The organism is Neisseria subflava (assembly GCF_003044645.1).
GTDB lineage: Bacteria > Pseudomonadota > Gammaproteobacteria > Burkholderiales > Neisseriaceae > Neisseria > Neisseria subflava_B.
On sequence record NZ_POXL01000003.1, the window covers coordinates 247051 to 270372 of the forward strand.

The window sequence follows — 23322 nt, forward strand, 5'->3', positions numbered from 1 at the left end:
TTTACCCGATATAAGAATTATTAATATTTCAAATCAGAAGGTATTTTATGAACAGCAAATTAGCCCTGATGCCGCTTTTGATTATGAGCGCATTTTCTTATGCCGCCGATGAAGCGACACCCGAAACCCCCGTGCAACAGCAGTTGCAGGAAGTCAATGTCCGCGCTGACGCCAAACGCGTCAAAGCCGCCCGTTCTTATTCCATCGCCAGCGACGGCGACTTGCGCGACCGTGTGAATTTGGGTGTGTTGGGTAAAGCGAATGCCTTTACCGCTCCGATTACTGTGGTCAATTACGACGAACAAGCCCTCAACAACACCGAAGCGCGTACTTTGGTGGATGCCGTAGCGAAAAAAGACGCTTCCGTTTGGCAGTTCGGCGGCGAAAGCAACACATTGACCGGCCTGTATTTCCGCGGTTACCAACTTGATGCGCGCCAATTCAGCGTCAACGGTTTGGCAGGTATGTACGGCACACAAGGTACGGCCAGCGTGCAAGTCGGCTCCGCGCAACTGATTAAAGGCGCATCCACTGCCGTAAACGGCATGGACCCTGAAGGCGCGGTATCCGGTTCCGTCAATATCGAAACCAAAAAAGCCGCCGATGAAGGCAACCGCAAAATCGGTTTGGGCTGGTTCAGCAACAACCGCGCCCAAGGTACGTTCGATTTAGGTCAACGCTTCGGCGAAAACAAAGAATTCGGCGTGCGCGCCAACGGCAAACTGCGCCACGGCGACACCCCGCGCCACGGTTACAGCGAAGACAACAAAGAATTTGCCTTGAATGCCGACTATCGAGGCGAAAAACTGCGCGTGGCGTTCGATTCCATCTACGCGAAACGCAAAACCAACGGCGGCCGCGCGCGTATGCAGGACATTCAAAACGCCAACGGCCACTTGTTTGACGCACCTGAAGGCAAAGTGAATTTGGCGCCGAGCTGGCAGGCTCAAAACACGCGCGGTCAAACGAATATGCTGACCTTCGAATGGGATGCATTTGAAAATGCCCAAATTACAGGCGGCATCGGCTACAACAATGCACGTTATTACGGTAATTTCGCCTCTCCTACAGTTACAAGCAGCGGTTTGACCTACAATTCAGGTCGCGCGCGTTTGACTGACCAGCGTTTCAAAACACTCAGTATGAATCTGACTGCGCGTGGAGAATTTGAAACCGGTCCGGTAAGCCACAACTGGAGTACCGCATTTGACCGCATCGACCGCAAACGCACTACTTATCAAGGCGCACGTCAAACAAGAAGTAGCGTTATCGATCCGAGCATCGACATTCCTACTCAATTGGCAAAATTGGATTCCAACTTAGGCAGCGCATGGAATACAACACCTTCATTGGATACCGTGATCAAAGTAAACAGTTTGGTAGTTTCCGACACGCTTGGTTTTGCCGACAACAAATACCGCCTCACTTTGGGCGGACGTTTCCAAGCCGTCGAGCAGAAAAACAAATTAAACGGCCGCAAAGCGGATGCGAACCGTTTCAGCCCGATGTTGATGGCGGCATGGGTTCCGCAGCCTGATTTGGTGGTTTACGGAAACTATATGGAAGATTTGGAGCCGTCCGACATCCGTACCGATGACGATGGTCATGTAACGATGGCAGATCCGCGCGTCAGCCGCCAATTTGAAGTCGGCGTACGCAAAAACTGGGGCGACTTTGTCACCACTTTAAACGCGTTCCAAATCAAACGCCCGGGCTACTGGCGCGGCAACACGACTTCAGGAACTGATTTCGCAGCGCGCAAAAATGCAGGCTTGGCTTATAGCGGTTCGGAGCAAGGCATAGAACGCAGCCGCGGTATCGAATTCAATACCTATGCCAACTTGTTGAATAAAACCCTGCGTCCGACGTTTGGTCTGATGTATCTGCAATCAACCGTAAAAGATTATCCGAATTTTGCCGACAATTTGGTTAACGGCGTACAAGTCGCCAACCCGCGCGTGATTGCCAAAGCAGGCGTGGAATGGGACACACCGTTTGCCAAAGGTTTGACTTTAAACGGAAACGTTTCGTATTTCGGCAAGTCTTACCAAGACACGCAAAAACAATACGCCTTCCCGTCCTATACCTTGGTTGACGTAGGCGCGCGCTACAAAACCAAGCTCGGCAAAAACACTCTGACCGTCAGCAGCTCGGTAGAAAACCTGTTCAACAAAAACTACTGGCAGGTGCAACGCGGCCAATACGACCGCAGCTTCGCCGTTGTCGGCATGCCGCGTACTTATTGGCTGAAAGCGGAGTTGGATTTCTAATCTGATTTCGGTTTGACCGTAATAGCAGGCCGTCTGAAAGGGAATGATAAAGAGCAAGAATCCCTTTTCAGACGGCCTAATTTGATTGCCTTATGTTTTTTGCTTGAAAAATCTTACATGTTTTTTATGGATTTCACGCGAAACAAGGTTAATATTCCATTTTCACAATACATCATTCGAGAAGACATATGAAAAAATCAATCAAACTGACTCTGTGCGCCCTCGCACTCTCACTTTCCGTGCAAGCGCAAGCGGTTACCCATGCCGTGATTGAAACCAATATGGGCAACATCCAACTGGAGCTGGATGAAGTCAAAGCGCCGAAAACCGTGGCAAACTTTGTTAATTACGCCAAAAAAGGTTTTTACGACAACACAATTTTCCACCGCGTTATCGACAATTTTATGATTCAAGGCGGCGGATTTACCGAGAAAATGGTTCAAAAATCCACCGATAAAGCCATCACCAATGAAGCATACAACGGCTTGAAAAATAACGTCGGCACCATAGCCATGGCGCGTACCGGCGATCCAAATTCAGCAACCAGCCAGTTCTTTATCAATACGGCCGACAACGACTTTTTGAATTTCAAAAGCAAAACCCCTCAAGGCTACGGCTATGCCGTTTTCGGTAAAGTCACTTCCGGCATGGACGTCGTTCGTAAAATCAGCAAAGTGAAAACGGCGACACGCGGCTATCATCAAGACGTTCCAACCGAAGCCGTGATTATCCGTAAAGTCAGCATCAAATAATTTTGATTGCTTGAATCCAAACAACAGGCCGTCTGAAACATTCAGACGGCCTGAATTTATTTATTTGATAATAAGCGGCAATTTGGGTGATAATTCAGCATCCACAATTTAAGGAGTCGATTATGCAAACCCGCCTGCCTTTTTTCGGCGTTGTCCGTGTCAGCGGCGAAGACAGAGCTTCATTTCTTCATGGTCAATTATCCAACGATATTAATAATTTAGCTATCGGTCAGGCATGTTATGCCACATACAATACGCCTAAAGGCCGTGTGTTGGCGAATATGCTGGTCGTCAATCGCGGAGAAGATCTACTGTTGGTCATGGCGCAAGATTTGACCGAAGCCATCGTCAAACGCCTGAGAATGTTTGTCTTGCGTGCAAAAGTCGTCTTCGAGCTTATGCCTGATTTGGCAGTCAGTGGCAAGTTGGCAGACAATGCAGAACCTCATCCTGCTACCGAACCGCAACTGTCTTTCCCAGTTCAAATTCAAGAAAACACCGTAGAAATTGCCTTGCCGCACACAGGCCGTCTGAAAATTTCAGCAGCCAAAAACGCAGCCGAATATCAAGCAGAAGCCGAAAACGCGTGGAACCTGCACGAAATCCGCAGTGGCTATCCGTGGATTTGCGCCGCAACCAAAGAAGCAGCTGTTGCCCAAATGCTCAACCAACACATCATCGGCGCCGTCCATTTCCGTAAAGGCTGCTACCCCGGCCAAGAAATCATCGCCCGCGCCCAATACCGAGGCCAAGTCAAACGCGGTCTGGCCGTATTAAGCGGTGATTCTTTAGAAGCCGCCGGTATTGCCGTCAAAGTCGGCGAAGAAGAAGCAGGCGTCATCCTTAACACTGCACTCACAGAACAAGGCAGCCTCAGCCTCGCCGTTATCAAGTTTTCCGTAACAGAAGCAGCATTGACCGATGCAGACGGTAATGCTTTGAAACAGGAAGAACTGTTTTTTACGGTTGAGAAAGATTGATGTTAGATGATTGAATAAAAAGATTAAATTTAAGGATTAATCAGCTTGAAATGAAAACAGAAAGGCCGTCTGAAATTCAGACGGTCTTTGATATTGAGTTTTGTTGGTACATGACCCAAGCTACGGCTTGCTACACCTTAATCTTAAGGTTTGCGTCACCCACAGGTAGGGTGTGTGGCGTAGCCACGCACGCGGTTAGAGGAAATGCAGGCTACGGCTTGCTACACCACAATCTTAAGGTTTGCGTAGCTCATAGTGGTAGGGTGTGTGGCGTAGCCTCGCACGCGGTTGATCAGGATGCATGCTACGACTTGTTAGTTTTTATCGATGAATGAGTTAAATATAAATCATTTTTATTTTTGTTATTTTCATCAGTTTTATTTTTCAATACTTCGTTTTTAATTTCATCACTTATATCCGTATCCCTACCGACAGATTGCTGAATAAAATCTTCAGTTTTTTCTTTAGTTTCGCTAAATGAACTGTCTAATCCTTTTACAAATTCATTATACTCACCTTTAAAATCATCAACTTTACTGTTTAACTTCTCCCGTTTTTCATCTATTACACTCAGTTTTTCATCTACTTCCCTCAGTTTTTCATCTACTACTTTCCTCAGTTCGTTATCTATTTCCTTCAGTCTTTCATCTAATGTATTATATTGTTGATTTATTGTACTATCTAATTTTTCTTTAAAATTATTAATATCATCCAACGCCTTATCAATTCTTTGAGATTCTCGCAATGAGAAAAATATAGAAATTACAGTTATTAATACAGCGTATAAAGAAACTGAAAATGTTAGAGAGTTAATTATTTTATCTTGGTTATCTATTTTTAGTTGTATCTTTTCTATATCTCCCCTATAAATATCATCCTTAATTTGCTGAAATTTTCGTTCTATAGCCCCGCATTCTTTTCTGTTTTTGCAAGAAATTGTTGTATTTTCGAGTAAGTTTTTATCTAAATAGTTTTTACTACTGCTTTGTATATTACTTGATTGATCAGATAATTTGGGGATTATAAACATGGTAATAGATATGGTAACAAATAAACCGAATATGATTAGTAACCAAAAACCATTCCAAATAATGTTCCAATTATTCTTCCCAGTTTTTTTATCATCTTGAGATGCGGTATTAGTATTTTTAGACATAATTAAACACCACTATTCAAAAGAGAATAAATCTGATAATGCAACAATACTGCTTTGTATGATCTGCAATGCACGCTCAATTTGATTATGTGAAATTTCTTCTTTATAATCAATCAATATATCAACTGAACAAACAACATTCTTTTCTTCATCAGCACTCCATTTAATTAACTTTTTCTCTAGATTTTCTTTAAGTAATCTTTGTTGAAAGTCAGGGACATTTGGTTTTAATTTTAATAAGGAAAAAAATTGTATAAAATCACCACCTTCTTGAATAGAGATTGCTAGTTTAAATTTCATATCCTGCTGCACTTTAACCGAAAAACCTAATATAAAACCATTAACTTCTTCATCATATTGATATTTTAATGAGTTTTTAATTAAATATGCTGTAATTTCTTTCTTTGTTGATTCAGTATTGGCTGCCATAATAATTTCCTTGCTTGTTAAGATTGTTTTTAAATTTAAAACCGAATATAGAATAATTCTTCTACATAACTTTCCAATGTATTAAAGGAAAGCTTAAGTGAAAATAACTTTCTGACAAGGAATCGTCTGAAAAATTTTCAGACGACCTTCTCTACTTAACTTAATACATCACTTATCAAACCAGCTTGCTGTTTACCCAACCTTCCACGCTTACCAGCATTTCAGGCAATTTGTCGGCATCGCTGCCGCCGGCTTGCGCCAAGTCAGGACGGCCGCCGCCTTTACCGCCGACTTGTTCGGCTGCAAATTTAACCAGATCGCCTGCTTTGACTTTGCCAGTCAACGGTTTGGATACGCCGGCGCACAGGGAGACTTTGCCGTCGTTTACTGCGGCGAGCAATACGATGGCTTGTTCTGATTTTCCAGTCAAGTCGGTCACGATTTCGCGCAGGGCTGCGGCATCGGCTTCGATTTGTGCGGCAACGAGTTTGGCTGCGCCCAGGTCTTTTGCATCGTCCAAGAGTTTGGCGCCTGCGTGGACGGCGAGTTCGGCTTTGGCGCGTGCCAATTCTTTTTCCAATGCTTTGGCGTGTGTTGCGCCTGCTTGGATTTTCGCCAGTACGTCTTTTTCGGTTTGGGCTTTGGTTTCGGCAATAATGTCTTTCACCAAACGCTCTTGTTCTTGCGCCCATTTGAGTGCGTTCAGGCCGGTGATGGCTTCGATACGGCGCACGCCTGCGGCAATACCGCCTTCGCTGATGATTTTGAAGAGGCCGATGTCGCCGGTGCGTGAAACGTGTGTACCGCCGCACAATTCGGTAGAGAAACCGCCCATTTGCAATACGCGCACTTCGTCGCCGTATTTTTCGCCGAAGAGCATCATGGCGCCGGTTTTTTGGGCATCTTCCATGCTCATAATGGCTGCGTTGACGGCAACGTTGGCCAAAATGGCTTCGTTGACGCGGCGTTCTACTTCGGCGATTTCTTCGGCAGTTACCGCTTGAGGATGGGAAATATCGAAACGGGTGGATTCAGCGGTAACCAAAGAGCCTTTTTGTTCAACGTGTTCGCCCAATACATCGCGCAGGGCTTTGTGCATCAAGTGGGTCGCGCTGTGGTTGCGCATATTGGCATTGCGGATTTCGTCATCCACTTTGGCGGTGACGCTGTCGCCGACTTTCAGACGGCCTGAAGTTTGTACGCCGAATTGGCCGAATACGGCCGCTTTGATTTTTTGGGTATCGTGTACTTCAAAGCGGTTTTCGCCTGCAAAGATATAGCCGACGTCGCCGACTTGACCGCCGGATTCTGCGTAGAATGGGGTAAAGTCGATTACGATGGCACCTTCGTCGCCTTCGTTCAATTCGTTGACTTGCTCGCCGTCTTTGTAGAGGGCGAGGACTTTGGATTCGGTTTGGCGTTCGCTATAACCTTTAAACTCGGTATCTTGACCGTCGTAAGGCAGTTGGGCGTTGGCTTTGAAGCTTTGTGCGGCGCGTGCGCGTGCACGTTGGGCTTCCATTTCGCGGTTGAAGCCTGCTTCGTCCAGTTCGATATTGCGTTCGCGGCAGATGTCGGCAGTCAAGTCGTATGGGAAACCGTAGGTATCGTAGAGTTTGAAGATGATTTCGCCGTCGAGTTTTTTGCTGCCTTTAGCCAACGCGTTTTCCAACAAAGCCATACCGGTTTCCAGAGTTTGGGCAAAACGGCTTTCTTCGTTTTTCAACGCTTCTTCGATTTGAGCTTGTTTTTCTTTCAATTCAGGGTAGGCATCGCCCATCTCTTTGACCAAATCGGCCACCAGTTTGTGGAAGAATGGTTTGCTTTGACCCAGTTTGTAACCGTGGCGCACGGCGCGGCGGATAATGCGGCGCAATACGTAGCCGCGGCCTTCGTTGGAAGGCAATACGCCGTCTGCGATCAGGAATGAGCAGGAGCGGATGTGGTCGGCGATGACTTTCAGGCTTGGTTCTTCCATGCTGAAAGCTGCGCCGGTTTCGCGGGCAACGGCTTTGAGCAGGTCTTGGAACAAGTCAATTTCGTAGTTGCTGTGAACATGCTGCATGACGGCGGCCATACGTTCCAAGCCCATGCCGGTATCAACGGATGGTTTAGGCAGCGGATTCATATTGCCTTGTTCGTCGCGGTTGAACTGCATGAATACGCAGTTCCAAATTTCAATCCAGCGGTCGCCGTCTTCTTCAGGGCTGCCTGGAATGCCGCCCCAGATTTCTTCGCCGTGGTCGTAGAAAATTTCGGAGCAAGGGCCGCAAGGACCGGTGTCGCCCATTTGCCAGAAGTTGTCGGATGCGTATTTCGCGCCTTTGTTGTCACCGATGCGGACGATGCGCTCGGCAGGCATACCGATTTCGTTCAACCAGATGTTGTAGGCTTCGTCGTCTTCTGCGTAAACGGTCGCCAAGAGTTTGTCTTTAGGGATGTTCAACCATTCAGGGGAAGTCAGGAATTCCCAAGCGAAGTGGATCGCGTCGCGCTTGAAGTAGTCGCCGAAAGAGAAGTTGCCCATCATTTCGAAGAAGGTGTGGTGACGGGCGGTATAGCCTACGTTTTCCAAGTCGTTGTGTTTGCCGCCTGCGCGTACGCATTTTTGCGCGGTCGTAGCGCGGTTGTAGGGGCGTTTGTCAAAGCCGAGGAATACGTCTTTAAATTGGTTCATGCCTGCGTTGGTAAACAGCAGGGTCGGGTCGTCGTGTGGTACGAGCGAGGAGGAGCGGACGATGGTGTGGCCTTTAGATTCAAAGAATTTTAAGAATTTTTGGCGTAGTTCGGTGGTTTTCATAATGTCTCGATAAATTTTTTACAAGGATTTCAGACGGCCCAGACGGCGCGTTGTGATTAAAAACGAATGGGTGTTATCTTACCGCAAAACCATATTTCAAGCTATCGGCAGAAAGGTTTTAAGTTGGCTGCAATCTGTCTTTCAGACGGCCTCAAGCGGGGCGATATCTTTTAACAATGAAGCCTATCCGCTCGGGCTTGCCTGCTTTATAATGCCTCTCTATTTTCAACCGGATACGCAAGGAATGATAATGACCAAACATCTGCCCCTCATCGTACTGACTGCGCTGGCACTGGCCGGCTGCGGCGGCTCGGACAAAACTTCTACCGACAAGGCGGCTCAAACCGATAATCAAAAGGTATTGAGCATTTACAATTGGTCGGAATATGTTGATCCCGAGACGGTTGCCGCGTTTGAGAAAAAACACGGTATCGCAGTAACTTATGATGTATATGACAGCGATGAAACGCTGGAGAGCAAGGTATTGACCGGCAAGTCGGGTTACGACATCGTAGGTCCTTCCAATGCGTTTGTCGGTAGACAGATTAAGGCAGGTGCGTATCAGAAAATCGACAAATCCCTGATTCCCAACTATAAAAACCTGAATCCTCAGTTGATGAAACTGATGGAAGGTGTCGATCCGAATCACGAATACGCCGTTCCATTTTATTGGGGAACTAATACTTTCGCCATCAATACCGAGCGTGTGAAAAAGGCTTTGGGTACGGACAAACTACCGGACAATCAATGGGATTTGGTGTTTAACCCCGAATATACGTCCAAACTCAAGCAATGCGGCATCAGCTATTTGGACAGCGCAGCAGAGATTTATCCTATGGTATTGAACTATATGGGTAAAAATCCAAACAGCAGCGAAACGGCGGATATTAAGGCGGCTACGGAAGTTTTGAAGAAAAACCGTCCGTACATCAAGCGTTTTACCTCGTCTGGTTTTATCGATGATTTGGCGCGCGGCGATACTTGCGTAACGATTGGCTTTGGCGGCGATTTGAATATTGCCAAACGTCGTGCCGAAGAAGCGGGCGGCAAGGAAAAAATCCGTGTGATGATGCCGAAAGAAGGCGTGGGGATTTGGGTAGATTCGTTTGTGATTCCGAAAGATGCCAAGCATGTGGCCAATGCCCATGCGTATATCAATGATTTCTTAGATCCTGAAGTTGCGGCTAAAAACGGCAATTTTGTTACTTATGCGCCGTCCAGTAAACCGGCTCAAGAGCTGATGGATGAAGAGTTTAGAAACGACAATACGATTTTCCCGACTGATGAGGATTTGAAAAACAGCTTTATCATGGTACCTATCCAACCGGCGGCGTTGAAATTTATGGTGCGTCAATGGCAAAGCGTGAAAGCAGGGACATAAGCTGATTTAAACGTATTAAGGCCGTCTGAATGGTGTAATCGAAATCCTTGATTTCGTTTTACGTCTGTTCAGACGGCCTTTGTTTTGTGTCAGATTGGCTTGGAAGATTTAAAAACAAAGGGCGTGTGTATCAATCACGCCCTTTGTGTTTGTTTCAGACGGCCTTAGAATTTCACGCCTTTATGCAAGGCAACAATGCCTGCGCTCATGTTGTGGTAATCCACGCTGTCGAAGCCTGCATCCAGCATCATTTGTTTCAAGGTTTCTTGGTCGGGGTGCATACGGATGGACTCGGCGAGGTATTGGTAGCTGTCGGCATCTTTGGCAATCAGTTTGCCCATAATCGGCAACAGTTTGAAAGAGTAGAGGTCGTACACGCCTTCCAAAGGTTTGTACACTTTGGAGAATTCCAACACCAGCAAGGTGCCGCCCGGTTTCAACACGCGGTACATCTCTTTCAGCGCGGCATCTTTGTGCGTCATGTTGCGCAGGCCGAACGCGACGGAAACCAGATTGAAATAGTTGTCGGGGAATGGCAATTTTTCAGCGTCTGCCAACGATACGGGCAGAATCATGCCTTCGTTGAGCAGGCGGTCGCGGCCGACCGTCAGCATGGAGGAATTGATGTCTGTCAGCCAAACTTCGCCTTCTTTGCCCACACGTTTCGCCCAGCCTCGGGACAAATCGCCTGTACCGCCGGCGATATCCAATACTTTGTCGCCTTTTTTCAGGCGGGCGGTATTGATGGTGAAATGTTTCCAAACACGGTGCAGACCGCCGGACATTACGTCATTCATAATGTCGTAGTTTTTTGCCACGGAGTGGAAGACTTCGGCAACTTTGCCTGCTTTTTCGTCTTCGTCAACGGTAGAGAAGCCGAAATGGGTTTTGTGGTCGCTCATAGTGTCTGCCTTCTTAAAAAATACGGATTCAGATATCGAATACGTCGAAATCGCCAACCACTTTCGACGCGGGAAATATAGTTTGTGCCTGCCGCTCCAGCATCAGGCATTGCTCTTCTTCGGTATAACGTGCGCTGATGTGGGTCAGGTAAAGTTGTTTCACATTGGCTTGCAAGGCCAGCTTGGCGGCATTGGATACGGTTGAACGGAACACTCGTTCCGCTGTCTCTTCATCGCCTGCCGCAAAGGTTGCTTCATGCACCAAAACGTCTGCGTTTTGCGCGGCGCGCATTGCCTGCGGACAGGCTTTGGTATCGCCGAATATGGCCGCTACCCATCCTTTTTTGGGCGGGGAAAGGAACGCTTTGCCGTCAATAATCCTGCCGTCGTCCAATGTTACGGACTCGCCTTTTTTTCAGACGGCCTTTCCACTGCAACCGCCGCTACCGCAGGAATGCGTGTGTTTGGGTTTCAAATCTTCGGCACTTGGCGTTCTGGACGCGCCTGCTTTCTCGAGGCGGTCGAGATAGTCTTGCCAAAGCGCGTCTTGATTGTGCGCCAGTCGGTAGAGATAGTCCCAATCGTAAAGGCCGCTGTCGTGGCCATCTGAAAAAGTAATTTTCAAGGCGTATTGGCCGACGGGGTCTAAATCGGTAATGCTGACTTCGGCTTTGCCTGTTTGCAAAACATCTTGGCCGGCACCGTGTCCGCGCACTTCCGCGCTGGGCGAGTACACGCGCAGGTATTCGGCAGGAAGGCTCTTGGCACCGTCAACATAGACCAAAGTCAGTACGCGCCGCTCTTGCTGGAGGCGGATTTCTTGTGGGATTTTATCGGCTTGGGTCATGTCATGCTCCGTTCTTTTTACGCAAATAGGCAACGCGTACAGAAAAAATACCGCCAAGTACGGCAAACAGCACGATTGTGTAGAGTGAAAACCGTATCAGGCTTACTTGCGTGTCCGCCGTCAGCCCCAAAGGCAGCAACATCACGGCAACGAACAGTAAAAACGCGGCCAACATGGCGGCAATGCTGGCAAAGGCATAGCGGGTATTGGCTGCTGTTTGCGGATGTTTGGTCATATTGGATAGCTTGCCGTAGGGTGGTGAGGCGGTATTTTATCAGCTTTTTGGTGCTTCATGCCGTCTGAAAACGGCTTTATTTCCATAAATAAAGTGTAATGGCGCGCCTGTCTTCGCCTTCGGGCATTAAGCGGATGCTGCTGCCTTTGCTTCCGTTGACACGGATAATGATGCCGCCGGCCTGCCGCTCGATAATGTCGATTTGGGTGTCGCGGTTCATGCGGTAGTTGTAGCGTTCGCATTGCTTCAAGCACCAAAAATCCTGCCAATGGATAAAATATTTTTGTCCGGATTCAATGGCCAGCGTTTCGCCGCCTTTGACGATGAAATAAGGATAATCGGGTTTTTGCGTGCTGAATGTCCATTCGGCCGTTCTGTCTTTTCCGTTTTGACGGTATTCGAACACGGCACGGTAGTCGGTGTCGTATTCCAATGGCTGTAAAGGAAACAGCGCAAATTGGCGTTCGGTCAGGAGGCGGTTTGGGTCATTATCTTTATCTAAGATTTTGACGTCTCTGATTTCTTTTGTGTCCTGATACAGTTTGAACGAGCGCATTTTGACCGGAGGCGATTGTTCTGAGAACGCGATGCTGACAGGATTGCCGGTCATTTCATAATGCGGCATAGGGTCGGGACGTTCGCCATGGAAAACCGGCGAAGCGAAGTTGCCTTGCGGATAGGTGATGTAAGGCTGGAATTTGCGGTTGGAGATTTCATCCGCATAAACAATGGCATGACCATGGCAGGCATCTTGATAAAACGAGCGGCTGAGGTCGGAGAGGGGGCGGTTTTTTTGGCAGAGGCTGTTGAATCTGCTGTCGCCCTGATTGATGCTCAGCGCGATTTGTTTGCCTTGTGATTCAAACGCCGCTCCGGCCTCGTCGATATTTTGATCGAGTAGGGAGAGACGGTGGTAAATCGCCGTCATCAGATTGTCCAGTTGATGTTGGGCAGGTAGATGGTCGTTGATTTTTTCGTTTGGCGGATGCTGGCCGGTGCTGACGTTTTCGTGCACGCCTTTATAGGCATAACCGGCTTTGCGCGTGCGGTCTGATGGGCGTGGGCCTGTATAAAAGGGATTGCGTGTATTTTTTTCGTCATGTCCGTCGTCAGGGTTTTGCAGCAGATAGCGGGCATGATTGCGCGCGGCGCGTTCGAGTGTGGCTGAGTGCGCCAGTGCGGGCAGATTGGCTGAGGAGCGGAGGAAGTTTAAATACGCCAAGGCATCAAAATCGGCAACGGCAGTACGATTTTGCGGCGGTTGGGCGTAGATAAGCTGGTCTTCGGAATAGCGATGGGTTTCGTAGTATTGGAATATGCCGAGGGCGATGGCAAAACCACCCAGCCAGTAAAGAATGTGTTTCATTATATGTACTGCGTTCAGACGGCCTTGAGTATGTAGATGTTTCCCCTTGAAACTCATGCTGTTAAATGATTATTTTGATAGCGGCTTGACTTGGAATGCTTCAGGATGGGATTTGAAATATTCGACAGCGATAAATCCGCCGCCAATAATAATCAAGAGGGCAATGGCCATGCCGATCATCGCTAAAATGAATTTGTCCATATGTGTCCGTTTGAATGAAGGCCGTCTGAAACACTTGAAAGCGTTCAGACGGCCTTAAAGTCAGGTTAATTAACGTTCGATTTGCGATACGTCGCGTACTGCGCCTTTGTCGGCGGAAGTCGCCATCGCGCCGTAGGCACGCAGGGCTGCGGAGACGTAGCGGTCGCGGTTTTCCGGTTTCCAAGCTTTGCTGCCGCGTGCTTCCATTTCGGCACGGCGTGCGGCAAGCTCTTCATCGGAAATGACAAGGTGGATGCTGCGGTTTGGAATGTCGATTTCGATGGTGTCACCTTCGTGTACCAAACCGATTGCGCCGCCTTCTGCCGCTTCAGGCGAAGCATGGCCGATGGACAGGCCGGAAGTACCGCCAGAGAAGCGGCCGTCGGTCAGCAGGGCGCAGGCTTTGCCCAAACCTTTGGATTTCAGGTAAGAAGTCGGGTACAGCATTTCTTGCATGCCCGGGCCGCCTTTAGGGCCTTCGTAGCGGATGATGACGATATCGCCAGCCACAATTTGATTGCCCAAAATGCCTTCTACTGCGTCTTCTTGGCTTTCAAATACGCGGGCGCGACCGGTAAATTTGAGGATACTCTCGTCCACGCCTGCGGTTTTCACTACGCAACCGCGTTCTGCGATGTTGCCGAACAATACTGCCAAGCCGCCGTCTTGCGAGTAGGCATGTTCAACATCGCGGATACAGCCTTTTTCGCGGTCGAGGTCGAGGGTTTTCCACATACGGTTTTGCGAGAACGCCTGAGTAGTGCGCACGCCGCCTGGAGCCGCTTTGAAACGCTCGATGGCATGGGTGTTTTCAGGGTTGGTCACGTCCCATTTTTCAATCGCGTCTTTCAGTGTCGGCGCGTGGATGGTGTACACGTCGGTGTGCAGTTTGCCTGCTTTGTCCAATTCTTTCAGGATGGCAAAAATGCCGCCTGCGCGATGCACGTCTTCCATATAGTAGTCGTGGTTGTTGGGCGCGGTTTTGCAGATGCAAGGCACAACGCGGCTCAGGCGGTCGATGTCGGCCATTTTGAAATCGACACCGGCTTCGTTGGCAACGGCGAGCAAGTGCAAGATGGTATTGGTAGAGCCGCCCATGGCAATGTCCATGGTCATGGCGTTTTCAAACGCTTTTTTAGTGGCAATGCTGCGCGGCAATACGGTTTCGTCGTCTTGCTCGTAGTAGCGTTTGGTGATTTCGACGATCATGCGGCCGGCTTCGAGGAACAATTCTTTACGGCCTGCGTGGGTCGCCAAGTATGAACCGTTGCCCGGCAGGGAAAGGCCGAGTGCTTCGGTCAGACAGTTCATGGAGTTGGCGGTAAACATGCCGGAGCAGGAGCCGCAAGTCGGGCAGGCGTTTTGTTCGACTTCTTCGACTTGTTTGTCGCTGATATTGTCGTCTGCCGATTCGATCATGGCGTCAATCAAGTCCAAACGGCGTTCGGGTTGAATGTTGGCTACACCGATAACTTTACCGGCTTCCATAGGGCCGCCGGAAACGAAGATGGTCGGAATGTTCAGGCGCATGGCGGCAATCAGCATGCCCGGGGTGATTTTGTCACAGTTGGAAATGCACACCAGCGCGTCGGCGCAGTGGGCATTGACCATGTATTCGATGGAGTCGGCAATCAGGTCGCGGCTGGGCAGGGAGTAGAGCATACCGCTGTGGCCCATGGCGATACCGTCATCAATGGCGATGGTGTTGAATTCTTTGGCAATGCCGCCGGCTTTTTCGATTTCACGGGCAACCAGTTGACCCATATTGTGCAGGTGCACATGGCCTGGGACGAATTGTGTGAAGGAGTTGGCAATGGCGATAATCGGTTTGCCGAAGTCGGTTTCCATGACGCCGGTCGCACGCCACAATGCGCGCGCGCCTGCCATATTGCGGCCGTGGGTAGAGGTTTTGGAGCGGTATTCAGGCATTTTTGTTCCTTTATTTTATGCTGAGGCCGTCTGAAATAGGCTGAATATTGTGGCGGCCCGTTGTAGAAATAACTCGGTATTTTATACCAATTACGAGCGATGAAGCACGCTATTTTGTAATAAAACTAAACTGTGTTTGCTTCACCTGAATTTACCGCTCACTTCTTCAGACGGCCCGAAGTTTTCTTAGGATGAAACGTTATCTTTCTCATTTGCAAAAGATGTTGGCATCAAAAAGTGATATGATAGGGAACTTCTCACATTTCTAAGGATAAGACGATGAAAAAAATCATGTTTGCATTGTGTTCGGCCATGTTGGCTTCTGCTGCGTCTGCCGCTGTTTATAAAGTGGACGAATTTCATGCCAATGCCCGCTTTGCCATCGACCATTTCAACACCAGCACCAACGTCGGCGGTATTTATGGTTTGACCGGCAATTTGGAATTTGATCGTGCCAAACGCCAAGGCTCTATCGATATCGTATTGCCTTTGTCCAAACTGCAAACCGGTTCTGATCACTTTACTCAACATTTGAAATCTGCCGATATTTTCAATGCAGACAAATACCCTGAAATCCGTTTTGTATCCACCAAATTCAATTTCAACGGCAAAAAACTGCTTTCCGTTGACGGCAATCTGACCATGAACGGCAAAACTGCGCCGGTAAAACTCAAAGCCGATAAATTCAACTGCTACCAAAGCCCGATGTTAAAAGCAGAAGTATGCGGCGGCGACTTCAGTACCACCATCGACCGTACCAAATGGGGCTTGGATTATTTAGTGAGTGCCGGTATGAGCAAAAAAGTAAACATCAATATCCAAATCGAAGCAGCCAAACAATAATCCTGCTTGATTTCAAAATAAAGGCCGTCTAAACAGGTAAGGCAGAAATCGTTGATTTCGTTTATCCCTGTTCAGACGGCTTTATGATTAAAGACGTTTAGGATTCTTTATTTTTATCGGCTTTGGCTGCCCAATAAGTTGCCAGGAGCGAGCCGGAGATATTGTGCCACACGCTGAACAATGCGCTGGGAACGGCAACAATCGGCGCGGCGGCAAAGTGTGCGGCAGCAAGGGCGGCGCCTAAGCCTGAGTTTTGCATACCGACTTCGATGGCCAGCGTTTTTTGTGCATCATAAGGCAGACCGGTCCATTTGGCGGCAAAGAAGCCGAGCAGATAGCCGATGCCGTTGTGAAGTACGACAACTGCGAAAATCAGTAGGCCGCTTTCAATAATCTTGCCTTTGCTGGCGCCGACTACCGCGCCGATAATCAGCACGATGGCGGCAACGGAAACCAGCGGCAGCGCATCGGTCAGTTTTTCAGTTTTGTTGCCCAATACCTTATGGACAATCAAGCCCAAAACGATGGGGAGCAAAACTATTTTGACGATGGACATCAACATGCCGCCCGCTTGGATTTCCAGCATTTCACCGGCAAGCATCAAGAAGATGGCAGGAGTCAACAATGGGGAAATCAGGGTGGAAACCGACGTAACGGCAACCGACAAAGCCACATTGCCGCGCGCCAAATAGGTTATTACATTAGAGGCCGTACCGCCCGGGCAGCAGCCGACCAAAATCACACCGACCGCGATTTCGGCAGGCAGGTTCAACAGTTTCGCCAGCAGATAGGCAGTCGCAGGCATGATGGCGAATTGGGCAATCACGCCGATAATGACGGCTTTGGGGTGTTTGAACAAAATATCAAAGTCGGAGGGTTTGAGGGTCAAGCCCATGCCGAACATGATGACGCCCAGTAGCCAAGGAATGTAAGGGCCGACCCATTTGAAGGTGTCGGGTGCGAAAAAAGCGATGCCGGCAAAGAGCGCGGCCCAGAGGGAAAAGGTCTTTCCGATAAAATTACTGATTTTGTTGAGGGTATTCATGATGATATGTTGTGAAGTTGTTTTTAAGGGAGACTAAGGATACACGCCTTAACCTTAATTTGCAAAATGGCTTAAAATAAATAAGGCCGTCTGAAAATAAGGATTGATTTTCAGACGGCCTGTGATTTGTATTTGCTATATAGACGGCATTATTCTTTTGATAAAATATTGCGCAGCCATCGGGCGGCAGGTGCGACTTCTCCGGCAAGCATGCCGGTTTCGATTTGGCTGCTGTGTTTGATGACATCGGCCGCCGCACCATGCAGCCATACGCCGGCGCAGGCGGCTTGGAATGTCGGAATGCCTTGCGCCAGCAGGCTGCCGATGATGCCGCTCAAGACATCGCCGCTGCCTGCAGTGGCCAAACCGGCATTGCCGCTGGTGTTGGTATAGACTATGCCGTCTGCCGTAGCCACTAATGTGTGATGGCCTTTCAATACGACGGTCGCGCCATATTTACGGCTGATTTCGGTCACGGCTTTCTGTCTGTCGGCTTGAACTGATTGGGTATCGGTATCAAGTAGGCGGGCGGCTTCGGCCGGATGAGGTGTCAGGACGATATGTTTGTACAATTTGAGGTGTTCGGCTAATTCGGAAGAACGGGCAAGCAGTGTCAAAGCATCGGCATCGAGCAATAAAGGCTGGTCATGGTGTGTAGACAGGATTTGGGGCAGAAGCTGCTCTGATAATCCGTCCAAACCAAAGCCGCAGCCGATTACCCGTGCGCTGACATCGTTGCGTTCCGTCAGCTGGGCCGCAGTGGCGAGCATGATTTCTGGGCGTTCCGGAATAATGGCAAAAGGCAGCGTGGCTTGGTTGAAGCCTGCCCAAACCTTGCCGCACCCTTGATACATTGCGGCTGTGGCTGCCAAAACCACCGCACCGCTCATTCCTGTTGCGCCGCCGATAATGGCAAGCGTGCCGTATGTGCCTTTGTGTGATTCTTGGGCGCGGGGGCGGAATACGTCGTGAAATGCTAAGGCCGTCTGAAAAGCTTGAAGCGATTCGGGAAGCGTGTAGATGGGCTGCATGGCGTAACCTTCCAAGATAAGAAATTTAATTTTAAATCAGAAAGTAAAAGGTAATGAAGCAAAAAATAAAAGTTTGGGACGCACCTACGCGCCTGTTCCATTGGCTCTTGGTGTTATTGATGGGATTCATGTGGTACAGCGCAACCCAAGGCGGCGATATGCTGGTATGGCACTTGCGCGGCGGTTTGTTGATGCTGGCTTTGGTGGTTTTCCGCTTGTGTTGGGGGATTTGGGGCAGCGATACGGCAAAATTCAGCCGATTTGTGCGTCCGTTTTCCGAAATCCGCCGCTATACGCAAGGCCAAATGTCTGAAGACGAATTGGTCGGCCACAATCCTTTGGGCGCGCTGATGGTCATCGCTTTATTGGCCGCCTTGGTTTTTCAGACGGCCACAGGCTTATTTGCCGCCGATGAAAATACGTTTACCAATTCCGGCTTTTTGAATCATTTTGTCAGCGAACACGCCGGTACGCTGGCGCGAAAAATCCATGTCAATTTCTTTAATGTTTTAGCTGTTTTGGCGGGCGTACATATCGCGGCCGTTTTGCTGTATCGCTTTGTGAAAAAACAGGATTTGATTACGCCGATGATTAATGGCTTTAAAACCATCGATGCCAAGCAGCCTAAATTGGCCGGAATGGGGCAACTGTTTGCCGCTTTGTTGGTAGCGATTGCGGTAGTGTGCGCAGTATGGATGTTGCGCGGCTGATTCATTAAGGCTGATACCTAAAAACAAACCGACCCCGATAGTCGAAATGGCTGTTGGGGTCGGTTTCTTTTTAGGGTTTAAAAGATGATGTTCAGACGGCCTTAACGCAGCGCAAGATGCTATGGCCGCGGCCGATGCCGTCTGAAACTTCCGCTACTTTCAATCCGGCTTTTTCAACGCAACGGATCAGGTCTTCAGAGTGGAAGATTTTGCTGTTGCCGTTGGCCATGGCAGTGAAATACAGGCTAGTCATGGTCAGGCAGTAGGCGGCGGTTTCGTAGCGTTGTCTGTCCCAGAAAGGCTCCATGATATAGAGGCTGGTGTTTTTGCTCATAGACGCAGCGGCGCGTTGAAGAATGCTGGTGGCTTGTTCTTCGGTGAAACAGTCTAGGAATTGGCTCATCCAGATGGCGTCAAAACCGGTTGGGAACGGAATTTCAGGATCAAGCAGGTTGGCAGGGTGGGCGTGGATACGGTCCGCGCCGTTTTTGCCTTTGGTCGCTTCGCGCATTAAGCCGATTTGTTGCGGCAGATCCATGATGGTTACTTCGACTTCGGCACTGTGGTTGACGCATTGCTCCGCCCAGCGGCCGGTGTTGCCGCCGACATCGAGCAGTTTTTTAACCGGTTTGGCGAACACGGTGTTCAGTGCTTCGGCGAAGGAGTTGTCGGAATAATAATGGTCGAATGCAAACCATTTTTCCTGCGCGATGTTTGGCAATGAAGACAAGCCTTCGTAAATGGTCGGCCAGTCGCCGAATACTTTCAGGCCTTCGGGCTTGCCGGTTTGCAGGGTTTTTTCCAGATCAAACATGCCTTGGTAGCAGATTTCCTGCGTGAAATCCATGTTGACGCGGGCCATTTTGTCTTTGAGGACAAACCAACCGGCCTTGCTGATGAAATAGCGGTTGTCACGAGTCAAGACAGTGCCGATAGACAGCGAAGCTTCCAGCAGGACTTGTGCCGCGTAGTTGCTGATTTTCGCTTTTACAGCGATTTCGGCTTGAGTGAGGCCGTCTGGATGGTCGTTCAGCAGGTCCAGAATGCCAAATTTCACCATCAGGCGGGAAACTTGGAAAACAATCGGTGCAAAAGCGATTTCTTGAGCCAGACGTTGAGCCTCGCCTGCGGACTGGTGTTCGTGAGAGTAGCGTTGTTCTAGGGCAGGGAAGAGTTGCATATTGTTGGTTTTCCACTAAAAAGTTAATAAGTATATTCAGACGGCCTCAAACACAATCCGTCCTGATGCACACGGATGCTCTCCGTTGTTGATTTTAAAACTCAGTTTATTTTTACTTTCATCAAATTTCAGCTCTACCGATACTTCATCGTGAGGACGGATAAACTGCTGATATTTTAGATTTTCGATGCGGATGACGCGCTGTTTACTCCATGGATGCGGTGCGATCAGGTTACGCACCCATTGCAGCTCGACCACGCCGGGAACCAGCGGGAAGGTGGCAAAATGGCCGCCGAAATAAACCAAATCTAAAGGCACGCGCCCGATAAAAGTTTCGGTATTGGTCCCATCGTCAGATGATGTTTTCGACCAAACGGGCGAAGTTTGGGCAACGGTAAAGGCCGTCTGAAAATCCGCCGCGGCGATTTTGGCTTGGGCATTGCGTGGCAGGCTGTCGGTAAAACGCCAGTAGCGCGGCAGGGCGATGGTGTCCTGCGTAGCGGCCAGATGGCGTTTGAGCGTATCGGCAACCGCAGCACGGCCTTTCTCGCGCAAGGCAGCGATACCGTCTGTGTTCAATGCCGCCCATATGGCAATGCGTTGATGCTGCGGATGGCGGCCGCAGTGGGCGTCGGCAATCCAAGGGTGTTGTAAAAGTTCGTGTTCGATTTGGGTCAGCGACACGCGTTTGTCCTCAAATTTAATAATGCGGTCTTGGCGACCGAGTAACAGAAAACCGTCATCTTGCGGCTCGATCAAATCGGCGGTTTGGCGGCGCTCGGGCGACCAAGGCGAAGAAGCCCACAGCACGCCTTCTTCGTTTTGCCCGATTTCCACGCCCTTGAAAGGCTGCCATTCTTGGCGTTCGCAACGAGAGGCAATCACGCCGGTTTCGGTACTGCCATAAACTTCAAACGGGCGGACGGCAGCCTGTTGCAGCAAATCCGCCGTGGCTGCGGGCAATGCGCCGCCGGCCGAGACAATGCCTGCAATTTTATGGCCGATACTCTGCCAGTTGCGGTTTTCACCCAAGCGGTTGAGTACGGCCGGGCTGGCAATCCAAACCACTTTATCATGTGCTGCCGTGCTGGAAAGCAGGTTTTCCGGATAAACCGCCTGCTGTCGCTCCATAGTCCAACCCATTGTCAGCGCGAGTGCGAAGCGGAACGTGAAGCCGTAAAGGTGTTGCGGAATCACGCTGCCGACCACGGTTTCACCGTGTTGTCCAAATGGCAGCGTATTTGCCAAAGTCAGGGCTTCTGCCTGCATTTGCGCGGCGGTTTTCACAATAATCTGCGCTTCACCGCTGGAACCTGATGTTTTCAGCCATGCTTCGGCATGGTCGGGAATCAGATGGTTTTCAGGATAGGTGTTCAGTCCTTTCGATTCTGTTTGAGTCAATACATCAGGTATGTGCCAGATGTTCAGGCCGTCTGAAGACAGCTTTTTATCTGTTGAATCTGTTAAAAACGCTTCTGCCGTTTTCCCCCATTCCAAATTGTCTTGCGCCAAATTGGGCAACAATAAAACCTTTCCGCCCGAATGCCACACTGCCAACACGGCACAGGCAAACAGCGCGGCATCGTCAAACCACAGCGCGGTAGTTTGCACGCCTGCCTGTTTCAGATGGCCTGACAGTTGGAAAACCGCACGGTTGAAATCAGCACGCGTCCAAGTGGGGAAGGTGGCGATGAGATCAGCGGGATCATGGGCGGGGGATAGGATTTGAGTTAGATTCATGAGAATAATTTAAAAAATCCGTAAGAATATGGCTTATATGTAACATATCACTGATAAAAATTACTTCTAAGCTGAGTAATAGTAATGGTATGTAATATGGGAAAGTGCCGGAAATTATTATGATTGATTTCTTTAAGAAGCGAGATAAGCCAGTAATTTTATAATCTCTTTTCATTTCAAGCATTGCTGATAAATAATCTGTTCTTGAATGATTTTCTGTATCTGTTACTATAGCAGAATATCTTTTTTCAAATTCTTCTAAAAGCTTTTTGTTTTCCTCATCATTATTTTGAGAGTCTGTAATTAATCTATTTAGTTCTCGATTTAATTCCTTTAATTTATTTCCGCACTGAGTTAATCCTTCTGCTCTAACTTCGTATTTGGCTGTTCCGATAACCACAGAATAAACAAGAACGGATACTGCTAAAAAAATTGACATCATGTTTAAGACATTTGGTTTGAAAGCCAAAGATATTCCAGAATTTTGCATTAGAGGAATAAAAATAAGCCCTAACGATAAAGTAATATTTGTAAAAAATGCAAATTTCCCCTGTCTGGATAGACGAATTGCGGCATTGTATCGACATTTGGTAGTTGCTCTGACACTCATTTGGAACTTTTCAATTGCATTCTTTTTAGGTCTATTAATTTCTCCCTTAGAGAATAACCAGTCAATTAAATTTTTGAAGCTCATTTTTAAATTAGGCCTAGGTAGGTAAGAGTTGAATTAAAGGGTAATTTTCAAGAAATCTTGTATTTTTCAGTCTTTGTACAACAACTTATTTTAGATTGTCGTCATTCCCGCGCAGGCGGGAATCCATTAGCAGAGTTTGACTTATTGAATTAAATCAAATGTTTTTTACTATCAATGAGGGATTCCCGCCTGCGCGGGAATGACGACAGAAAAGGTAATACGATTTTGTGGATCGGTAGATATATTTTAGACGACCTACACCTTCAATACAGCTTTCCGATAAATCCACTCTCCGGCAAACAAAAGCCCCATTAACACATAAGACACGATGCCCGTATAAGCCGCCCACCAATCGTAATATTGCAAGCCTGCCAAAATGGCGGCAGTCGCGCCGTTGAAGACAAAGAACGCGCACCAGATTTGCGTAACGCGCCGAGTGTGGTGCACACCTTCGAGCGGCAGGTCGGGGTGTTGCAGTCGGGCGAGGCGTTCGATGACGGTTTGTTTGGCAAACAGGCTGCCGCCGAAAACGGTAAGCATCAGCGCGTTGACGGCGACAGGATACCAATACATCGAGTCAGGCCGTCTGAAAACCAGTACCGCCGCAAAAAAAGTAGCAAGGATAATCGCCGTAATGCGTTGGGCTGTGGTTTGCGGCATGGCGGCGCGTATCAGCCATAACACACACATGGCCGCGGCAAGCCAGAAAAATGCGCCGTTTTCCCTGCCGTAATACCATAGGAGCGGATAGGCGAGGCTGGCAAGGGTCAGTAGGAGTTTTCCTAGTATTTTCATGGTTGCGATTGATTTTCAGACGGCCTTGCCGATTGA

General features: G+C 48.7%; 22 protein-coding genes. 6 read left to right on the forward strand and 16 right to left on the reverse strand.

The window, feature by feature from the left end:
- Positions 1–47 precede the first annotated feature (47 nt).
- The 3 genes from DBY97_RS04815 (at position 48) to DBY97_RS04825 (ending at position 4002) form a co-directional block, all read left to right on the forward strand.
- Positions 48–2270 carry a TonB-dependent receptor gene (locus DBY97_RS04815; RefSeq protein WP_107857637.1) on the forward strand — a complete coding sequence of 741 codons (2223 nt, stop codon included), beginning with the start codon at positions 48–50 and terminating at the stop codon, positions 2268–2270.
- A 188-nt stretch (positions 2271–2458) separates the two neighbouring features.
- A complete protein-coding gene (locus tag DBY97_RS04820) occupies positions 2459–3022 on the forward strand; it encodes a peptidylprolyl isomerase (RefSeq protein WP_049332503.1) in 564 nt (187 codons plus the stop codon).
- A 122-nt stretch (positions 3023–3144) separates the two neighbouring features.
- Positions 3145–4002 (forward strand): YgfZ/GcvT domain-containing protein, encoded by an 858-nt coding sequence (locus tag DBY97_RS04825; protein WP_107857638.1) that lies wholly within the window; start codon positions 3145–3147, stop codon positions 4000–4002.
- Between the two features lie 304 nt (positions 4003–4306).
- Here the strand turns inward: DBY97_RS04825 and DBY97_RS04830 are convergent, their stop codons facing one another.
- The 3 genes from DBY97_RS04830 to alaS all read right to left on the reverse strand — a co-directional run bounded on the left by DBY97_RS04830 (position 4307) and on the right by alaS (position 8387).
- Positions 4307–5158 (reverse strand): hypothetical protein, encoded by an 852-nt coding sequence (locus tag DBY97_RS04830; protein ID WP_107857639.1) that lies wholly within the window; start codon positions 5156–5158, stop codon positions 4307–4309.
- Between the two features lie 12 nt (positions 5159–5170).
- Positions 5171–5587 (reverse strand): hypothetical protein, encoded by a 417-nt coding sequence (locus DBY97_RS04835; protein ID WP_107857640.1) that lies wholly within the window; start codon positions 5585–5587, stop codon positions 5171–5173.
- A gap of 175 nt (positions 5588–5762) precedes the next feature.
- Positions 5763–8387 (reverse strand): alanine--tRNA ligase, encoded by a 2625-nt coding sequence (gene alaS / locus DBY97_RS04840; RefSeq protein WP_107857641.1) that lies wholly within the window; start codon positions 8385–8387, stop codon positions 5763–5765.
- 250 nt (positions 8388–8637) lie between these two features.
- Here alaS and DBY97_RS04845 point away from each other — a divergent pair, with 250 nt between their 5' ends.
- On the forward strand, positions 8638–9768 hold the full coding sequence (locus DBY97_RS04845) for a polyamine ABC transporter substrate-binding protein (RefSeq protein ID WP_107857642.1): 1131 nt from the start codon (positions 8638–8640) through the stop codon (positions 9766–9768).
- 164 nt (positions 9769–9932) lie between these two features.
- On the opposite strand, the gene ubiE is transcribed toward DBY97_RS04845, so the two are convergent.
- From ubiE to ilvD, 7 genes are all read right to left on the reverse strand, one after another.
- Complete coding sequence (ubiE, locus tag DBY97_RS04850) at positions 9933–10670, reverse strand: bifunctional demethylmenaquinone methyltransferase/2-methoxy-6-polyprenyl-1,4-benzoquinol methylase UbiE (RefSeq protein WP_004519946.1); 738 nt, start codon at positions 10668–10670, stop codon at positions 9933–9935.
- A gap of 28 nt (positions 10671–10698) precedes the next feature.
- Entirely contained in the window at positions 10699–11064 is a 366-nt protein-coding gene (locus DBY97_RS04855) for an MBL fold metallo-hydrolase (protein WP_234394523.1), read from the reverse strand.
- 21 nt (positions 11065–11085) lie between these two features.
- On the reverse strand, positions 11086–11517 hold the full coding sequence (locus DBY97_RS04860; protein WP_107857643.1) for a gamma-butyrobetaine hydroxylase-like domain-containing protein: 432 nt from the start codon (positions 11515–11517) through the stop codon (positions 11086–11088).
- A 1-nt stretch (position 11518) separates the two neighbouring features.
- Positions 11519–11752, reverse strand: coding sequence for a cytochrome b6 (locus DBY97_RS04865; protein WP_070633530.1), 234 nt, complete (start codon positions 11750–11752; stop codon positions 11519–11521).
- A gap of 76 nt (positions 11753–11828) precedes the next feature.
- On the reverse strand, positions 11829–13118 hold the full coding sequence (locus DBY97_RS04870) for a CAP domain-containing protein (protein ID WP_107857644.1): 1290 nt from the start codon (positions 13116–13118) through the stop codon (positions 11829–11831).
- A 69-nt stretch (positions 13119–13187) separates the two neighbouring features.
- Positions 13188–13319, reverse strand: coding sequence for a hypothetical protein (locus DBY97_RS11545; RefSeq protein WP_256388404.1), 132 nt, complete (start codon positions 13317–13319; stop codon positions 13188–13190).
- A gap of 69 nt (positions 13320–13388) precedes the next feature.
- Entirely contained in the window at positions 13389–15248 is a 1860-nt protein-coding gene (ilvD, locus tag DBY97_RS04880) for a dihydroxy-acid dehydratase (protein ID WP_003746398.1), read from the reverse strand.
- Positions 15249–15527: 279 nt separating this feature from the next.
- Here ilvD and DBY97_RS04885 point away from each other — a divergent pair, with 279 nt between their 5' ends.
- Positions 15528–16091, forward strand: a complete 564-nt coding sequence (locus tag DBY97_RS04885; RefSeq protein WP_070585678.1) for a YceI family protein — start codon at positions 15528–15530, stop codon at positions 16089–16091.
- 97 nt (positions 16092–16188) lie between these two features.
- On the opposite strand, the gene DBY97_RS04890 is transcribed toward DBY97_RS04885, so the two are convergent.
- Together DBY97_RS04890 and DBY97_RS04895 are read right to left on the reverse strand one after the other, a co-directional pair.
- Positions 16189–17136 carry a bile acid:sodium symporter family protein gene (locus DBY97_RS04890; RefSeq protein WP_107857645.1) on the reverse strand — a complete coding sequence of 316 codons (948 nt, stop codon included), beginning with the start codon at positions 17134–17136 and terminating at the stop codon, positions 16189–16191.
- A 149-nt stretch (positions 17137–17285) separates the two neighbouring features.
- A complete protein-coding gene (locus DBY97_RS04895; RefSeq protein WP_107857646.1) occupies positions 17286–18167 on the reverse strand; it encodes an NAD(P)H-hydrate dehydratase in 882 nt (293 codons plus the stop codon).
- 53 nt (positions 18168–18220) lie between these two features.
- Between DBY97_RS04895 and DBY97_RS04900 the strand changes: the two genes are divergently transcribed.
- Positions 18221–18877, forward strand: a complete 657-nt coding sequence (locus tag DBY97_RS04900) for a cytochrome b/b6 domain-containing protein (protein ID WP_107857647.1) — start codon at positions 18221–18223, stop codon at positions 18875–18877.
- Positions 18878–18968: 91 nt separating this feature from the next.
- Here the strand turns inward: DBY97_RS04900 and DBY97_RS04905 are convergent, their stop codons facing one another.
- From DBY97_RS04905 to DBY97_RS04920, 4 genes are all read right to left on the reverse strand, one after another.
- Positions 18969–20057 (reverse strand): class I SAM-dependent methyltransferase, encoded by a 1089-nt coding sequence (locus DBY97_RS04905; protein WP_107857648.1) that lies wholly within the window; start codon positions 20055–20057, stop codon positions 18969–18971.
- A gap of 36 nt (positions 20058–20093) precedes the next feature.
- Complete coding sequence (locus DBY97_RS04910) at positions 20094–21797, reverse strand: AMP-binding protein (protein WP_107857649.1); 1704 nt, start codon at positions 21795–21797, stop codon at positions 20094–20096.
- A complete protein-coding gene (locus DBY97_RS04915) occupies positions 21763–22491 on the reverse strand; it encodes an SLATT domain-containing protein (protein WP_107857650.1) in 729 nt (242 codons plus the stop codon). Before DBY97_RS04915 ends, DBY97_RS04910 begins: the two co-directional genes overlap by 35 nt.
- 255 nt (positions 22492–22746) lie before the next feature.
- Positions 22747–23286 (reverse strand): hypothetical protein, encoded by a 540-nt coding sequence (locus DBY97_RS04920; RefSeq protein ID WP_107857651.1) that lies wholly within the window; start codon positions 23284–23286, stop codon positions 22747–22749.
- Between the last annotated feature and the right edge of the window lie 36 nt (positions 23287–23322).